The sequence below is a fragment of the Martinezella sp. CNPSo 3959 genome, assembly GCF_057784355.1.
Genome location: NZ_JBXSOV010000012.1, coordinates 76083 through 91535, shown reverse-complemented (window position 1 = coordinate 91535; position 15453 = coordinate 76083). Strand labels below are relative to the sequence as shown.

Here is a 15453-nt window from a genome sequence, read left to right as displayed (position 1 = left end):
ATGGCGGCGTTGCCACTGGCCGCGCGTGATGGCGCGGCCAGCCGTGTTCAATCGAGCTTGCAGGTGATCGATTCCGGAAAGAGGCACTTCTCTTCCGGAGCGGTGAAGGCGACGCGCTTGATCTCCATGGTCGCCGGCTCGCCGCTATAGGCGAACTTGCCCATCCAGCCACTGAGCGTATCGGTGCCCCAGAGGCTGAAGAAGATCTTCTGCGGGTTCGTCGGTATTTTCGAAGGATCGGTAACCTCCTGGACGAGCTTGCCGTTCACATAGTAGCGCAGGCGATCCTTTTCCCAGACAAAGGCATAATCGTTGAAACCCTTGTCGGCACCGCCTGGAACCGGCGCCAGCTTTTCGTTGCCGCCCTTGGCGGAAATATACTGATTGACCTGAACCTGACCGGAATTCTTGCCGAGCACCTCGAAATCGATCTCGTCGTGCGGCTTCTTGTCGGTCGGGCCGATATAGGTGAAGAAGGCAGAGTTCAGACCAGGCCCGGTAGCGGTGCGGTAGCGCGCTTCATAGGTGCCGTAGCCATAGCGTTTCGTCGTCTGGATTTCGCCGCAGGCATAGTTGCGCTGACCGGTCTTGGACTGGACGAACTGCAGTTGCAGCGCTCCATCCTTGATGCCCACCTGCTTGCGCGACCAAGTGCAATTCTGATGTGGCCCGTTGTTCCAGCCATCGGAAATATACCAACGACTGGTGTCCAGATGCTCGAAATTGTCGACGAAGGAACCGCCCGTCGGCTGATCATCCTGCGCGGATGCGGCCTGCGGCATCAGGAAGGCGCTCATGAGAGCGATTGAAACAAGACCAAGTCTGTACATGCAGCTTTTCGATATCGTCATGGTATCACCCTTGCTTACGCAGGACACACCTACAGGGAACAAAGTGTCGCGCAGCAATCCCCGCAAACAATCGAAAAAACCGTAGGCCCGGTTGAACGGCCAGGTATGGGGCTCGAATGATATGGGGACAGAAACTGTGCCCGGGAGCAATATGCTACGCATGAGGTTTATCCGCGAAGACACGTTGGCAGTCACATTCACGATGTCTGTCACCTCTTCTTCGGGCTGCATCCCCCCTCGCAGCCATTTCCAACACAGCAGAACTCGCAGTGATAACCTAGGGCACTCTTCGGAAAGGAAATACGGCAGCGCAGCAAAAATGAGCAAAAAACGATATGTCGCCTCGCACAGAAAACATGGTTTTGTCCTGCGTAAAGGGGTGAAAAATCGATTTAGATGCAAGAAAACGCAGTTACGAAAGGCACTTAGCTGCTTACCCGAGGCCTCGCTTTGCGCTCCGATCGAACGTTCCCCACCCTTCCATATTTTCCGCTGAAGGTGAAGATTTTTTGCAGCGCAGCATGAGTTGGCATGCAAAGCGTGACCAAAATGCGACAAAGTTTCAATCAGAATGAGAAAACCGATTCATAGTGCTCTTCCAATGGCTGTATTAGCGTCCGATCCTGGCGCGCCATGTGTTATAATAGCTCATCGGCGGATAGCCTTGATCGCTGGCGTGCTGGGATGAAAGTTTCAGAAAATCTCGCCTTTCATCATTGCTCGACATCGATTGGACGCTACCTGTTGGCGTCACAACGACTTCCGCTATGGCTCATCTGCCGGAAAATTGCGGCGAATGTCGTTGGAAAAGCCAATAATCATGCCCTAAGACATGAACCGCAAGCCCTTGAACTAAAACCGTAAAGGCGGGAAAATGGCGTCTATCACGATTGTTATTCCGTTCTATCAGAAGCAAGCCGGCGTTCTGCAGCGCGCTTTGAAATCGATCTCCCGACAGACATTTCAGGATTTCGATATCATCGTCGTCGACGATCAATCGCCGCTTTCGGCGGAAAGCGAGCTACAATCGCTGAGCAGCGAGGAAAGAAAACGCATCCGTGTCATCCGTCAGGCCAATGCCGGTCCTGGCGGGGCGCGCAATACCGGCCTTAACAGCGTGCCGGCCGAGAGCCGGTTTGTAGCCTTTTTGGACTCCGATGACGAATGGGCGCCCGAACATCTTAGCAATGCCTTCGGAACGCTGACCCATTACAACGCCGACTGCTACTGGGACTCCATCGATGGGGGCAAGGAGTTCTATTACCATTTCAGCATCGCCGAGCTTGGGAAATCGACCGATACGGTGCGCTTGTCGGATAGGCCGGCCGTCGTCGAAATCCCCAATATCGCCAGTGTCATGCTGCAGGATTGGAGTTTCCTGCACATGTCCTGCATGGTGATCGGGCGGCCGCTTTTCGAAAAGATCCGCTTCGAGCCCTCGCTGCGACTGGCGGCAGAGGACGTTCTGTTTTTCTGCGACTGCGTTCTCGCCGCCAGGCGGGTCCTGCTTTGCGAGAATGCCGGAGCGCTGCGCGGCGAAGGCGTGAACATCTTTCACAGCATCGACAACGATTCCCCGCAATTCCTGCGCCAGCAATTCAACACATGGACGGCGCTCAACACGCTGGAGCAGAGATTTTCGCGCCGGCCGCAGGATGTCGAATCCATCCGTCTCTATAAGAACCGCGCCCGCCAGCAGGCGCTTTGGAGCCAGGCGCGGCAGGTGCGGCGCCGCCGCTTACCGCAATTTGGATTGCTGGCAAAATGGGCCTTGCGCGATCCTGGAATTTTACAAAGCGCCATGCAGCTTGCCGTGGGCAAACTAGCGCCCTAGATTTTGCGGTGCAGCATGGGCTGCACATGCCGCATCGAAGAGCCACGGCATGACCCGCTATAGTCTGGATCAGCAAGGAGTCCTGCATGAAGCCGTTCCACTGGGAATCCACCCATGGCAATTTCGGTGACGATCTCAATCTCTGGCTCTGGGATTTCCTACTTCCCGGCCTTCGCGATGTTCGAGAGGAAACATTGCTGGTCGGCGTCGGAACCGTCCTCAACACGGAGATCCTGCCTGACAAGGGGCACAAGCTCGTTATCGGCAGTGGTTTCGGCTACGGTTCTCTTCCGGACATGCGCGATACCTCGCAATGGGATGTCCGCAGCGTGCGTGGGCCGCTGACAGCGCAAAAGGCTGGTCTGCCCACCGAAATGGGCATCGTCGATCCTGCCGTGCTGGTGACGGAAATGCCGGAATTCCAGGCCATTTCGAAAAACGGCAAGCGCACCTTCATTCCGCATTGGGAATCGGCTGCCGCAGGCCTCTGGCCTGAGATCTGCAAGACCGTCGGTCTTTCCTATCTCGATCCGCGCGGCGAGGCGAAGGCCGTTATCCGCGAAATTGCCGCCTCCGAGTTGATCGTGGCGGAATCGATGCATGGCGCCATCCTTGCCGATGCCTTCCGTGTTCCGTGGATTGCGGTCAGCTCCTCGCGTTCCATCAACAGTTTCAAATGGAACGACTGGGCTCTCTCACTCGGCGTCACCTATCAGCCGAAGCATATCCCCGTCTCCACCCGCGCCGAGGCGATCGCCAAAGGGGCCAAATTCTGGGGTGTCGGCTTCGAGCGCAACAAGCAGGCGGCAGCCGAGCTCGAAAAGCAACGCTATGGGGAAAACGTCATGCTTGCAGATCCCGAGCAGACCACTCTGCGCGTCATGGCGAAACAGGCGCTGGCCGTACCTTCTGCTCTGGCTCTGTGGCAGGCGAGCAAGGCAAAGCCGCAGCTGAGCAAGGATAGCGCGCTGGCAGCCTGCAAGGAGCGCCTCCTGAACGTAATCGAAGGCGTGCGCCGCGATTATCTCTAAGCCGCGATACCGCTATTCCGGAGCGGCCTGCAGCAGATAGCGCAGGCCGTTTGCGCCGGGATGGGCAATGGTGGTGGCGCTCCGCCTGCGGAAACGCTCCGTCTTATCCGCCAGAATGCCACCGGCAATAGCCGGGACGGCGAAGGGGTGCGATAGCGCATAGGCGGCCGCTGACAACAGCCCGGACTGTGCTTTGATATCGAGGAAATGCCGCAACTCGTAACGATCGCGAATATGCTGTTCGTGACGACGGATCACGGCTGCGTCCGCTGAAGAAAGCCCACCCTTGGCAAGAATGGTCCGGTCAGCCTCATAAAGACGGCGCAAATCCTCGGTCCTGTGCCGGCCGCTCAGGGAATCGCTGCGCACGACCGCGCCATAACCGCAGCTATGGATGATCTTGTAACGGGCCTGCTTGGCCAGCGCGCGGACATAGAGATCGTAATCTTCCCCGAGACGCAGCGCCTCATTGTAGCGCAGGCCATTCGCATCCAGAAAGGAACGTCGCATCAAGGGCTTCAGGAAGCCGATCTCGCCGCGACGCACGCCGCGCTTGGAAATATTGCCCTCGACGAAAGCAGCAAGATCGAGAAAACGCGGTTTCGCGTCGAAATGATCGAGCCTTGCATGCGCATCAGGCACGGTATCGGCGCTGACGAAAGCGATGTTGTCGGCAACGAAATCCCAGTCGTCAGCGGCAAGCAGCGCTGCGAAGCGACCTGGAAAGAAAAAATCATCCGCATCGAGGATACCGATCAACGGCGCCTTGGATATCTCGATTGCGTGATTGCGTGCTGCGGCAGGGCCGCGGTTCTTTTCGAATTCCCGGATAATCAGTCGGCCGCTGCCGTCATCGGCTTTGGCGGCGGCGATAGCCGTTCCATCCGTCGAGCCGTCATCGATGACGACGACTTCGGCGACCTCGACCTCCCGAAGAGCTGAGGCAACGGCAAGCCCAATGGTTTCGCTGGCATTCTTCGCGGCAATGATTACGCAGACGCTTTTTTCTGCAGGATCGGTCACATCGGCCTCCAAGGGTTCAGACGGAGACTTAGGACATGGCTACGATCCGGCAACCGCCGAGCTTCAAAAGATCTGATCGTTTCCCCGAAGTTCAGGGGTTGAAGGGCTCGGACCGCTTTAAACTGGATGCGGAAAGACCGGCGACCTTGCTGTCTTCCTGAAGCGAGGCCGGGCCTTTATCTTCGTTCAACAGGGCCTCATGTGCTTTGCGCTCTTTCCAGACCAGGTAGAGTACGCCCAAGAAATAGCCGACCTGCAGAAGGACGGCACAGAGGGCCGTTTCGATCAGCGTGGTCGAAAGCGAGTTCGTCAGGAAATATGTTGCGATGGCAAATACGATCAGCGTGCCGAGCATGCTGATGAAAACGCGGGGCGCGTACATAATCTTACCCCGCCCGTTCGATGAGCAAATGATAAACGATCAAGGTCTTTCCTCCCTTATCAGACCTAAGTCTTAAATATATTTTATGATTCATTGAGATTCAACCAAGTTACCAAGATCCGTTGCGATTTGAGACGATCCTAGCGCCGAGCCTGTTAAAACTACGCATCGATTATAATTACAATTGAATTTGTTCATCTTTCTCATTGCAATTAGATGGCGGCATATCGAAATAATACAATCTGGAAGAAGCACCCGGGCCATCCAGCCGATAGGGTATTCTCGTCCATTCAATCAACTTTTATTACAAAGTCCTGAGGAATCTGCTTTCAGTATGTGCGCTGCAAAATATTGCTGCACTGCAATATATCCTTAGAAGAAAACTGGATAACCTGAAGCTGAAAGGAAACCGAGCAGAGGCTAGCGAAGCTAATGATAATGAACAACTTAGCGTTTCATGCCTATAATATCCTTAGAGAGGGTCGGCTAAGAGACGACAGAGCTGTCAAGAGCGACATTATACACAAGATGATACAGTACAATTCATCGACTATTGCTCGCTGAACTAAACCAAGTCACCGTTGGTGCGGTAAATTTATACCACCATGCCATATCGCTACAAAAATTTGGCTTAAAAAGTCTCAATCCCAACCTACACTCCGGCCATCGCGGCTCTAGTTACGCGTCCGAGAATTTCCGACCAATCGTCAACATGAATGGAGTTTTCTCTATGAAATCTGCGACGAGATCGGCCACATCGGCTTTTTTCAGCGCTGCGGAAAGCGACGTCTTTCCGCCCACTGGCGGAGTATTGAAACGCATTTTCGACGTTTCTACCGCTCTGACCGCCTTGGTTCTCATCAGCCCGCTCTTTCTGCTGCTGATGCTGCTGGTAAAACTTTCAGACCCCGGCCCCGTTTTCTACGGCCATCGCCGTATTGGCCATAATGGCAAGACCTTCCGTTGCCTGAAGTTCCGCACCATGGTCGTCAATGGCGACAAGGTGCTGCATGCTTACCTTCAGGCCAATCCGAAAGCGTTGGAGGAGTGGCGTGCAACGCGCAAGCTGCAGAACGATCCTCGCGTCACCACCGTTGGGTCTGTCCTGCGCAAGCTCAGCCTTGACGAGCTGCCGCAGTTGATCAACATCATCCGCGGCGAGATGAGCGTCGTCGGGCCACGCCCGGTGGTGGAAGACGAGCTCGAGCGCTACGAGACCGCGGCGATCTATTATCTGCAGTCCCGTCCGGGCTTGACCGGTCTTTGGCAGGTGAGCGGCCGAAACGACGTTTCCTACGAAAGCCGCGTCGCCTTCGACACGCATTATGTGAAGAACTGGTCGCTCAGCAGCGACATGGTGATCATTGCCAAAACCATTCCTGCAGTCTGCCTTTCACGCGGCAGCTATTGATGATGACTGGCAGATACCGCGGGATGCGTCCTGCGGTTTTCCCGCGTCCTGCGGGATTGCCTACCGGTAACAGGGAAGATCCTGCATGATTGAATTCCGGCCTTCGACGAGGCTTCTACGTGTCAATTCATCGCTGCGCTGCGCAGCTATTATTGCTCTCGGCCTTGGCGCAGCTGCTGCTCCGGCGCTAGCCGAAAACCTTGCCGGATATCACCTAGGCGTCATGGACAAGCTGCATGTGCGCGTTGCCGAGTGGCAGACGGCCGAAGGCACCATTCGCGACTGGTCGATGGTTTCGGGCGACTACACCGTCGGCCCTTCGGGCTCGATCTCGGTTCCCTTCATCGGGGATATGCCGGCCGTCGGCAAGACGACGGATCAGATCGCCGAAGCTATCGGTCTCGGCCTGCAGAAGCAATTCGGCCTGCGTGACCGTCCTTCGGCTTCGGTCGAAATGTCACAGTTCCGGCCGATCTACCTTTCCGGAGAGGTCCAGAATCCCGGTGAATATCCGTTCGCGCCCAACCTGACCGTGCTCAAGGCTATAAGCCTCGGTGGCGGCATGCGCCGAGCCGATGCCGGACAGCGTTTTGCGCGCGATTTCATCAATGCCAAGGGTGACGCGGTCGTCTATATGGCGGAGCGTAGCCGCCTGTTGATGCGCAAGGCGCGCCTGATGGCCGAATTGGCCGGCAAGGACGATATCGACGTCCCCACCGAACTCAAGCAGTTGCCGCACATGGCGGATCTGCTGGCGAGCGAGAAGGCGCTGATGGATACGCGTGCCAAGCGCATGACGACGCAGCTGCAGTCCCTGGAAGATCTGAAGACGCTTCTGCAAAACGAAGTCGAGGCGCTTTCGAAGAAGAACGACACGCAGAGCCGTCAGCTTGATCTGGCCAAGGCCGACCGCGACAAGGTCGAAAGTCTGGCCGAGCGCGGGCTGGAGCTTGCCTCCCGCCGAATCTCCGCCGAACAGCGCGCCTCCGATCTGGAAGCCACACTCCTTGATACGGAAACCGCCGCGCTGAAAGCCAAGCAGGATATCAACAAGGCCAATCAGGACGAGATTACCTTGCGCAACGACTGGCAGAGTTCGCTGGCCCGGGACATGCAGGATACCGACACGCAGCTGGAAACGCTGCAGCTCAAACTGTCGACCAGCCAGTCCCTCATGCAGGAAGCCGTCGCTCAATCGGCCGATGCCGGCAATCTCGACCCAAGCGGCCCCGGGGTAAGCATCTCGTACACCATCATTCGTGACGACAACGGGCAATCGAAGGAAATACAGGCCCAGGAAAACACGCAGGTATTGCCCGGCGATCTGATCAGGATCAGCACCGGGCTTGCCATTCGATAGGAAAATCGATGCGGATAGCCAAATCGATCTTTGTCCGTCCGGGCAGCAACGCCACCTATGGCACGGTGGCGATTACCCTGTCCTTCTTCGTTTTTGCCTACTCCTCCCGCTTCGGTCAGCCGTCGATCCTGCTCTACTACGCGCTGTGGTTTCCGCTTGTCATGATGGACTACCGGAACGTACTTGGCAGCTATCACAGGCAGCTCTGGCTTTTTGCCTTTGGCTTCTTCACTTTTCTATCGATCTTCTGGTCGGTCGTCCCCCCGACGACGGCACGGGCATCCATCCAGTATATGACGCATATCTTCTGCGCCCTGGTCGCCATGCGCACGCTCGATATCCGCACGCTGACACGCGGCGCGATCGCCGGCACCAGCATCGTGCTGCTCTATTCCATGTTGTTCGGCTACTATGCCTATGATCCCATAGACGGAACCTACAGTTTCGTCGGCGCTTTCGATTCCAAGAACCAGCTCGGCTTCTATGCTTCACTCGGCATCTATTTCGCCTTTGCCGCCGTCTTCGTTCTGGGTGAGCGGCGGATCTGGATGATCGGTGCTGGAATTGCCGGCCTGTTATCGGCCTATTGCCTGCATGCTTCGGCATCGGCAACATCCGTTCTGACGACGATGTTGGTCGTGCTCTTGTGCATGAGCCTGCGTATTATCCTATATTTGTCGCCCAAACAGCGCAAAAGGCTGTTTGTGACGGTAGCCGTGGCCGGGGTCATCCTTGCGGTCGCGGGCGTCTACCTCGGTGCAGTCGATCTCATCCTCGGCGTCTTCGGCAAGGATTCCACGCTCACCGGGCGCACATACCTCTGGCAACAGGGCATCGCGACGGCGCAGCAAAATCTCCTCTTCGGCGTCGGCTACCAGGCGTACTGGGTCCAGGGCTTTTCCGAGCCCGAACGGCTGTGGGAGGAATTTTACATTGCCTCGCGCGCGGGCTTCCATTTCCACAACACCTATATCGAGACGATGGTCGAGACCGGGCTCATCGGTGTGTGCCTGCTCGCCTCGATCCTGCTGACGGCTGTGATCGGCCATATCAGCCGCTTTCTGAGCGATGTCAGAAACGACGAATCCTATCTGCTTCTGGGGGTTGCGACGCTTTTGCTGATCCGGTCTTTCGTGGAGATCGATATTCTGAATCCGTACCATGTCGGTTCCTTCCTGTTCTATTTCACGGCAGGAAAGCTTTCCATGCGAACACGCACGCTTGCGGAGGCGCCCCCGCATATGGGCGAGCAGATGCCATTCGCGCCGCCGGTCAATTGGGAGCCGCGAACGGGACAATGAAGACGCTTTACGGCATCCAATATCTGCGTGCTCTTGCTGCTCTTGCGGTCGTGCTGTTTCATGCAGCCGAGCGCAGCGGTGGCCATTTCCGCATCGGCGCCGCCGGCGTCGACGTCTTCTTCGTCATCAGCGGCTTCATCATGTGGACCATGAGCGAGCGCCGTCCCGTGACGCCGCTGCGTTTCGTGCTCGACCGGCTACAGCGCATCGCGCCATCCTACTGGATCGTGACCATCATCATGATTGCCGGCGCCGTGGTGGGACTGTTTCCGAACATGAAGCTGACGGCGAGCCATATAGTCGGTTCGCTGCTGTTCATTCCCGTCAGGTCGCCCAGCAGCGGCGAGATATGGCCTGTGCTGGTGCAGGGATGGACGCTGAATTTCGAGATGTTCTTCTACGTCATCTTTGCGGCCTGCCTGCTCCTGCCGCAGCGCCTGCGGCTCGGTAGCTTGATCGGCATCTTTGCCGCTTTCGTCGCGATCGGCGCTCTCACCCATCCGCAATCGCCGATGCTTGCCACCTATGTCAGACCGATTATTCTGGAATTCGTGGCAGGCGCAGTGCTTGCCCGGTTCTGGTTGAAGGGACATGTTCCCGGCATTGGCGTTGGCCTCGCGCTGGTGATCGTATCGATCGCCGGTTTTGCCGCCATCGAGCTGCTTGGCCTCGACTTCAACGAGATGACGTGCGGTCCGCTTGCGGTTGCGCTGGTCCTCGGCACGGTCTCCATCGAGCGCAGCGGCAAGCTGCCATCCGTCCCCCCTCTCACCTATCTCGGCAACGCGTCCTATTCGATCTATCTCTGGCATACGCTCGCGATCTCGGTGATCGTCAAGCTGCTGTCGTCGCTGCAGATACCGTCAGACGCCGTTACCTTCGTCAGCGTCATCTCTGGCACGCTCCTCGGCGTTGTCGCCTATGAAGCCGTCGAAAAGCCATTGCGCAATCTGCTGAAGGGCCTGAGCTGGCGGAGGTCCCGGCCCTCCCCGGCCTGAGATCTGACGGGGCTGCGCTTCTCGCTCTCATACCTGCTGGAGACCAGCGTTCATCGCCCCTACGTGCCGCTTGCATTCGGGACTGTATGGGCTCTGGTCAGCGCCACGTTTTGGGCGATCTCCGACCCGATCGATCGTGAGGCGCTTGTTTCGCAAGGCAATCGGGCGGGGTAACCCGCCCGATTTGGCTGCATCGCGATCAATTACACTGCTAAGCCCGGCGGCGGCGCAGCTGATCGAAATAAACGATGACGATGATCAGGACGCCGGTGATGATGCGCTGCCAGAACGAGTTGAGGTTCAGCAGGTTGGCGCCGTTGTTGATGGTCGCCAGGATGAAGGCGCCGATTAGCGGGCCATAGACCGTCCCGACGGCGCCGAACAGGCTGGTGCCACCGATCACCGAAGAGGCGATCGCCTGCAGCTCCCAGCCATCGGCCTGGGTGGCATTGCCGATGGCGATACGCGAGGCAAGCAGAATGCCGACGAACGCGGCACAGGTTCCCGACAGGATATAGGCGAGATAGATCATCCAGTTGACGTTGACGCCGGACAGGCGTGCCGCCTCGCGATTTGAGCCGACGGCGAAGAGATAGCGGCCCCAGCGGCTCAGATGCAGGAAGATGACAGCCGGAATCGCTACCAGGATCACCATCCAGAACAGGCTCGGGATGCCCAGGAAATCGGACACTGCGAAATTGCTGAAATCATCATTGACGATGTTGATCGTCGAGCCGTTGGTAATCAGCAGCCCTATGCCGCGAAGCGAGGTCAATGTCGCCAGCGTGATGATGAAGGGCGGCAGACCCATGCGCACGATGCCGAACCCATGAAATGCGCCGATCAGAACCCCGAACAACAAGGTGATGAGGATAGCGGACCACACCGGGAAGCCCGCCTGCAACAGCCAGGCGATGATGACGGTGCAGAAGCCGACGATCGCGCCGACGGAAAGATCGATGCCCGCCGTGATGATGACAAAGGTCTGGCCAAGCGCAAGAATGGCTGTCATCGAGCCCTGACGCATCAGGTTGGTGATGTTGAGCGGCGTCCAGAACTTGTCGGTCCAGAATCCGAGAACAATCCAGAGCGCCAGAAGCAGCAGGATCAGCGTCAGGCTGAAGAGGATGTTCATCTTGCGCCGCGGCGCTACGGTCGGGCCTTCTGTCGTATTCGCGGCCATTTTTTTCTCCCTCTTTAGACTTGTTTATCGTTTAGACGCCAATCGCTTCGCCGAGGACTTCCTCATGCGTTGCCGCGTGGAAATCATGGCTGGCAACCAGCTGGCCGCTACGGAAGACGTGCAGGCGATCGGCCAGCTCATAGACCTCCGGCAGATAAGACGAGATCACGATGATGCCGGCGCCATCACGAAGCAGCTTGGCAAACAGGCGATAGATCTCGGCCTTGGTTCCGACATCGACGCCGACCGTCGGCTCATCGAAGATGAAGAGCTTGGCGCCGTGGCTCAGCCATTTGCCGATGACGACCTTCTGCTGGTTGCCGCCGGACATGGCGGAGACCAGAACCCGCCGGCTCGGCGTCTTGATGCTGAGATCGCGGATCTGCTTGTCTGCATTGGCCGCTTCGCTCTTATTATTGATGATCGGGCCATGGCTCAGCCGCCCGAACACGGGCAAATTGATGTTGAGGCCGATCGGCAGGTTGAGACAAAGCCCCTGATCGCGGCGGCTTTCGGGCGCCAATGCGATGCCGAGATCCATCGCGTCGCGTTCGTTGCGGATATCAACCTTGCGCCCCTGCCAGTAGATTTCGCCTGCAGAAAGCGGCTGGCGCCCGTAAAGACCGAGCGCGAATTCGCTGCGGCCGGCACCGATCAATCCGTAAAGGCCGACGATCTCGCCGGCACGAACGCTGAGCGAAACATTCTCGAAACCGGGGCCGGAAAGGCCGCGGGTCTCGAGGATGGTATCGCCGATCGGGATCTCCTCCTTATGGTAGATCTGCTCGATGGAACGATTGATCATCAGCTTGATCAGCTCGTCCTCGTTGGTTTCGGCGATCGCGCGAGTGCCGACATGCGTGCCGTCGCGCAGGACGGAGACCCGGTCAGCGAGTTCGAACACCTCTTCCATGCGATGGCTGATATAGACGATCGTCACGCCCTCACCCTGAAGCCGGCGGATCAGCTTGAACAGCTGCGCCGATTCCTGACGGGTGAGATAGGCGGTAGGTTCGTCGAAAATCAGAAACTGCGTACCGCGCATCGCGGCTCTTGCCGTTGCCACCAGCTGCTGCTGGCCGATCGTGAGCGAGCTCAAGAGTTCGCCGGCCGGCAATCCGAAGCCAAGATCGTCGAGAACGGTCTGCGCCATCGAGACCATCTGCTTCTTGCGCATCAGGCCGAAGCGATTGACTTCATCGCCGAGAAAAAGATTGGCCGCGACCGTCAGGTGCGGGCAGAGCACCACTTCCTGATGAACCGCGTTGATCCCGCGGGCGATCGCCTCGTTCGGCGTTGCCAGCGCAACCGGATGACCACACCAGAAAATCTCACCCGCGGTTCTCGTAATGACGCCGGTCAGGAGCTTGATGAGCGTCGACTTGCCGGCACCGTTTTCACCGACAATCGCGTGAATTTCTCCTGCGAGAAACGTTATCGTTGCCGGCTTCAGCGCCTCGACGAAACCATAGCGTTTCTGCAGGCCTTTAAGTTCAAGGATGGGCGAACCGGCCGGAATGCGGTTTGCTTCCGTTTTGACGGTGTCGTCGTGCCGATGGCTGATTTCTTCCAGGTTCGTCATGAGGTCTCCTCGCTCTCGCATCGCCACGCGGCCACCTTGGGAAAGCGACCAGACGAAAAGCCGCGCCCGATTTCGCGGGCGCGGCCCTTAGACTTACTTGACCTTCGGGTTCAACAGAGCGTCGATCTTCGGATCGCTCATATTCGCCTTGGTGACGAGATTGGCGCCGGTGTCGACGTTTGCCGGAACCTTCTCTTTCTTCGAGGCTGCAAGCGCCGTCTTGATGCCCTCGTAACCCATACGGTAGGGGTCCTGCACCACGAGGCCGGCAAGAACGCCCGACTTCAGGAAGCCGACGGTCTTGTCGTCACTGTCGAAGCCGATGACCTTGATCTTGTCGCCGAGCTTGTTTTCGGCGATCGCCTGGCCGACACCCTGTGCCATGATCAGGTTGGAGGCGAAGACGCCGACCAGTTTCGGATTGGCGGTGATCAGGTCGGTCATGATATTGAGGCCGGTGGTTGCCTGGCCATCCGCATACTTATCGGCAACGACCTTGAGGCCCGGATACTTGCTCTTGACCTCTTCCAGGAAGCCCTGGCGACGCTGGTCGAGAGAGCCGACACCCGGAAGACTGGTGATGATGGCGATTTCACCCTCTTCCTTGCCGGTAACTCCCTTGACAGCGGCGGCAAGACCGTCAGCGGCAATGCGTCCGCCCTGAACGTTGTCGGTGGTCAGGAACGAGATGAAGGATTTGGAATCGGCGGCAGAGTCGATACCGACGACCGGTACGGACTTGGCGGCTTCATCCACAGGCTTGCCGAGCGCCTTGAACTCGGTCGGCGAAATGACGACCGCAGCCGGCTTGCCGGCAACGGCATTTTCGAGAATGCTGATCTGGCCGTTGATGTCGGATTCCGATTGAGCGCCAAGTTCCGGCACCTTCACGCCGAGATCCTTGCCTGCCTGGCGAGCGCCGGCAAGAACGATCTGCCAGTAGAAGGACGTCGTATCCTTGACGATGATCGGGATGGTCACGTCGGCCGCGAAGGACTGCATAGGCATCGCCATGGCGATGACGGCAGCACCGGCAAGGCCGGCAAAGCTGCGGCGGGACAGAAGTGACTTGGCAATTTTCATCTGCTTCTCCTCTCAAAGCGCTCTATTCTCCTGCACACCCGCCGTTGAACGCTTACGGCTCGGTATCGTCACGCCCTGAGGCATCACGCTTGGCTCGGTGGAACTGCCACTGACGCCAAAACAGGCTTTCCTCCTCTACGAAACCGCCTCTCCGGCCGGCTCGATAGCTCTCAATTTACTAGACTCTCACGGCCTCGTCTCCCAAAGGAGGCGCAACCACAGTCAACCCTTCGAATTCCTCATACAGGCGGTCGGGAAGCCTTGGCTCCATCAGTTGCATGTTGCGAACAAGACTCTCGGGCTTCGCCGTACCGATCAGAACCGAGGCCACGCTGGGACTGCGCAGCGAGAACTGAAGCGCCGGTTGGGCAAGCGGCAGACCGTGCTTGCGGGCAATCTCCTCCATCGCTCCGACCTTGGCCAAAATATCGGGCGTCGCCGGCAGGTAGTCGAAATGCGCGCCGGGCACGGGTCCTGTCGCCAGAATGCCGGAATTGAAGACGCCGCCCACGACCAGCGATGTTCCCTTCTTCTCGCAAAGCGGCAGCAGTTCGGCAACGGCTGAACGATCCAGCAGCGTGTAACGGCCGGCAATCAGGATGCAATCGATATCGGCCGCATGCATTACATCCAGGCAGACCGGTATCTCATTGACCCCGAGACCATAAGCCTTGATCGCGCCGGACGACTTCAGCTCCTCAAGAGCTTTCAGCCCGGAGCCTAGAAGCTGGCCGAGATAGTGCTCATTGAGCGCTTTGCCGTGGGTATAGCCGCCGATATCGTGGACATAGAGAATATCGATGCGGTTAAGGCCGAGACGAGCATAGCTGAACTCCACCGAGCGCATGATGCCGTCATAGGAATAGTCATAATCGGCATCGAAAGGCAGGGGATCGACATAGCCGTAATTCGGCACCTTGTCGGTCGGCACCGGGCGCATGAGGCGACCGACCTTCGTTGACAAAACATAGCTGTCTTCAGGCTGATCACGCAGAAAATCGCCGACGCGACGCTCGCCGAGGCCGAAGCCATACCAGGGCGCAACGTCGAAATAGCGGATGCCGCTGTCCCAGGCTGCCTGTAGGGTCGCCATCGCCTGGTCGCGGGGGCAGGCGCGGTAGAGGCCGCCCAGCGCCGCAGCGCCAAAGCTGATCTCCGTGACCTTAAGGCCCGTCCTGCCGATCGTTCTCGTCTGCATCACCTCTCCCTTGTGATGGCCGTCATTTCAATTTCGGTGGCGTTAACGGAGGCTCTCGACATCCATCGCCATTGATTTTGTTTTTTATCTACAATAAACATTTTGGTGTCAACGAGGAAATCATGGGGACCGTCGCGGGAGGCGACGGAAACTGCGGTTTCGACAGAACTCCTGCAATTGACTGCCATCGGGACATGGTTCAGACAGCGCCACCGG

The 15453-nt window shown here is 57.8% G+C and carries 13 protein-coding genes; 6 read left to right on the top strand and 7 right to left on the bottom strand.

The window, feature by feature from the left end:
* Window positions 1–47: 47 nt before the first annotated feature.
* Window positions 48–851, bottom strand: a complete 804-nt coding sequence (gene exoK, locus AC13RE_RS22090; protein WP_488564517.1) for an endo-1,3-1,4-beta-glycanase ExoK — start codon at window positions 849–851, stop codon at window positions 48–50.
* A gap of 874 nt (window positions 852–1725) precedes the next feature.
* Here exoK and AC13RE_RS22085 point away from each other — a divergent pair.
* Window positions 1726–2685, top strand: a complete 960-nt coding sequence (locus tag AC13RE_RS22085) for a glycosyltransferase family 2 protein (protein ID WP_488564516.1) — start codon at window positions 1726–1728, stop codon at window positions 2683–2685.
* A gap of 86 nt (window positions 2686–2771) precedes the next feature.
* A complete protein-coding gene (locus tag AC13RE_RS22080) occupies window positions 2772–3716 on the top strand; it encodes a polysaccharide pyruvyl transferase family protein (protein ID WP_015343426.1) in 945 nt (314 codons plus the stop codon).
* 12 nt (window positions 3717–3728) lie between these two features.
* On the opposite strand, the gene AC13RE_RS22075 is transcribed toward AC13RE_RS22080, so the two are convergent.
* Together AC13RE_RS22075 and AC13RE_RS22070 are read right to left on the bottom strand one after the other, a co-directional pair.
* The gene (locus AC13RE_RS22075; protein WP_488564515.1) at window positions 3729–4739 is read right to left on the bottom strand and encodes a glycosyltransferase family 2 protein; all 1011 of its coding nucleotides are present in this window, start codon (window positions 4737–4739) and stop codon (window positions 3729–3731) included.
* 91 nt (window positions 4740–4830) lie between these two features.
* On the bottom strand, window positions 4831–5121 hold the full coding sequence (locus tag AC13RE_RS22070; RefSeq protein ID WP_132719311.1) for an exopolysaccharide production repressor protein: 291 nt from the start codon (window positions 5119–5121) through the stop codon (window positions 4831–4833).
* Between the two features lie 730 nt (window positions 5122–5851).
* Here AC13RE_RS22070 and AC13RE_RS22065 point away from each other — a divergent pair.
* The 4 genes from AC13RE_RS22065 (at window position 5852) to AC13RE_RS22050 (ending at window position 10191) form a co-directional block, all read left to right on the top strand.
* Window positions 5852–6532 (top strand): sugar transferase, encoded by a 681-nt coding sequence (locus tag AC13RE_RS22065; RefSeq protein WP_112410367.1) that lies wholly within the window; start codon window positions 5852–5854, stop codon window positions 6530–6532.
* Between the two features lie 85 nt (window positions 6533–6617).
* The gene (locus tag AC13RE_RS22060; RefSeq protein WP_488564514.1) at window positions 6618–7892 is read left to right on the top strand and encodes a polysaccharide biosynthesis/export family protein; all 1275 of its coding nucleotides are present in this window, start codon (window positions 6618–6620) and stop codon (window positions 7890–7892) included.
* An 8-nt stretch (window positions 7893–7900) separates the two neighbouring features.
* Entirely contained in the window at window positions 7901–9193 is a 1293-nt protein-coding gene (locus AC13RE_RS22055; protein ID WP_488564513.1) for an O-antigen ligase family protein, read from the top strand.
* Complete coding sequence (locus AC13RE_RS22050; RefSeq protein WP_132719306.1) at window positions 9190–10191, top strand: acyltransferase family protein; 1002 nt, start codon at window positions 9190–9192, stop codon at window positions 10189–10191. Before AC13RE_RS22055 ends, AC13RE_RS22050 begins: the two co-directional genes overlap by 4 nt.
* Window positions 10192–10402: 211 nt before the next feature.
* Here the strand turns inward: AC13RE_RS22050 and AC13RE_RS22045 are convergent, their stop codons facing one another.
* The 4 genes from AC13RE_RS22045 to AC13RE_RS22030 all read right to left on the bottom strand — a co-directional run bounded on the left by AC13RE_RS22045 (window position 10403) and on the right by AC13RE_RS22030 (window position 15237).
* Complete coding sequence (locus tag AC13RE_RS22045) at window positions 10403–11374, bottom strand: ABC transporter permease (RefSeq protein WP_112335828.1); 972 nt, start codon at window positions 11372–11374, stop codon at window positions 10403–10405.
* Window positions 11375–11405: 31 nt separating this feature from the next.
* Window positions 11406–12956, bottom strand: a complete 1551-nt coding sequence (locus AC13RE_RS22040; RefSeq protein ID WP_488564512.1) for a sugar ABC transporter ATP-binding protein — start codon at window positions 12954–12956, stop codon at window positions 11406–11408.
* A gap of 93 nt (window positions 12957–13049) precedes the next feature.
* On the bottom strand, window positions 13050–14039 hold the full coding sequence (locus AC13RE_RS22035) for an ABC transporter substrate-binding protein (RefSeq protein ID WP_132719302.1): 990 nt from the start codon (window positions 14037–14039) through the stop codon (window positions 13050–13052).
* Between the two features lie 178 nt (window positions 14040–14217).
* Window positions 14218–15237: an aldo/keto reductase gene (locus tag AC13RE_RS22030; RefSeq protein WP_488564511.1), complete on the bottom strand. Its 1020-nt coding sequence runs from the start codon at window positions 15235–15237 to the stop codon at window positions 14218–14220.
* Window positions 15238–15453: the final 216 nt, after the last annotated feature.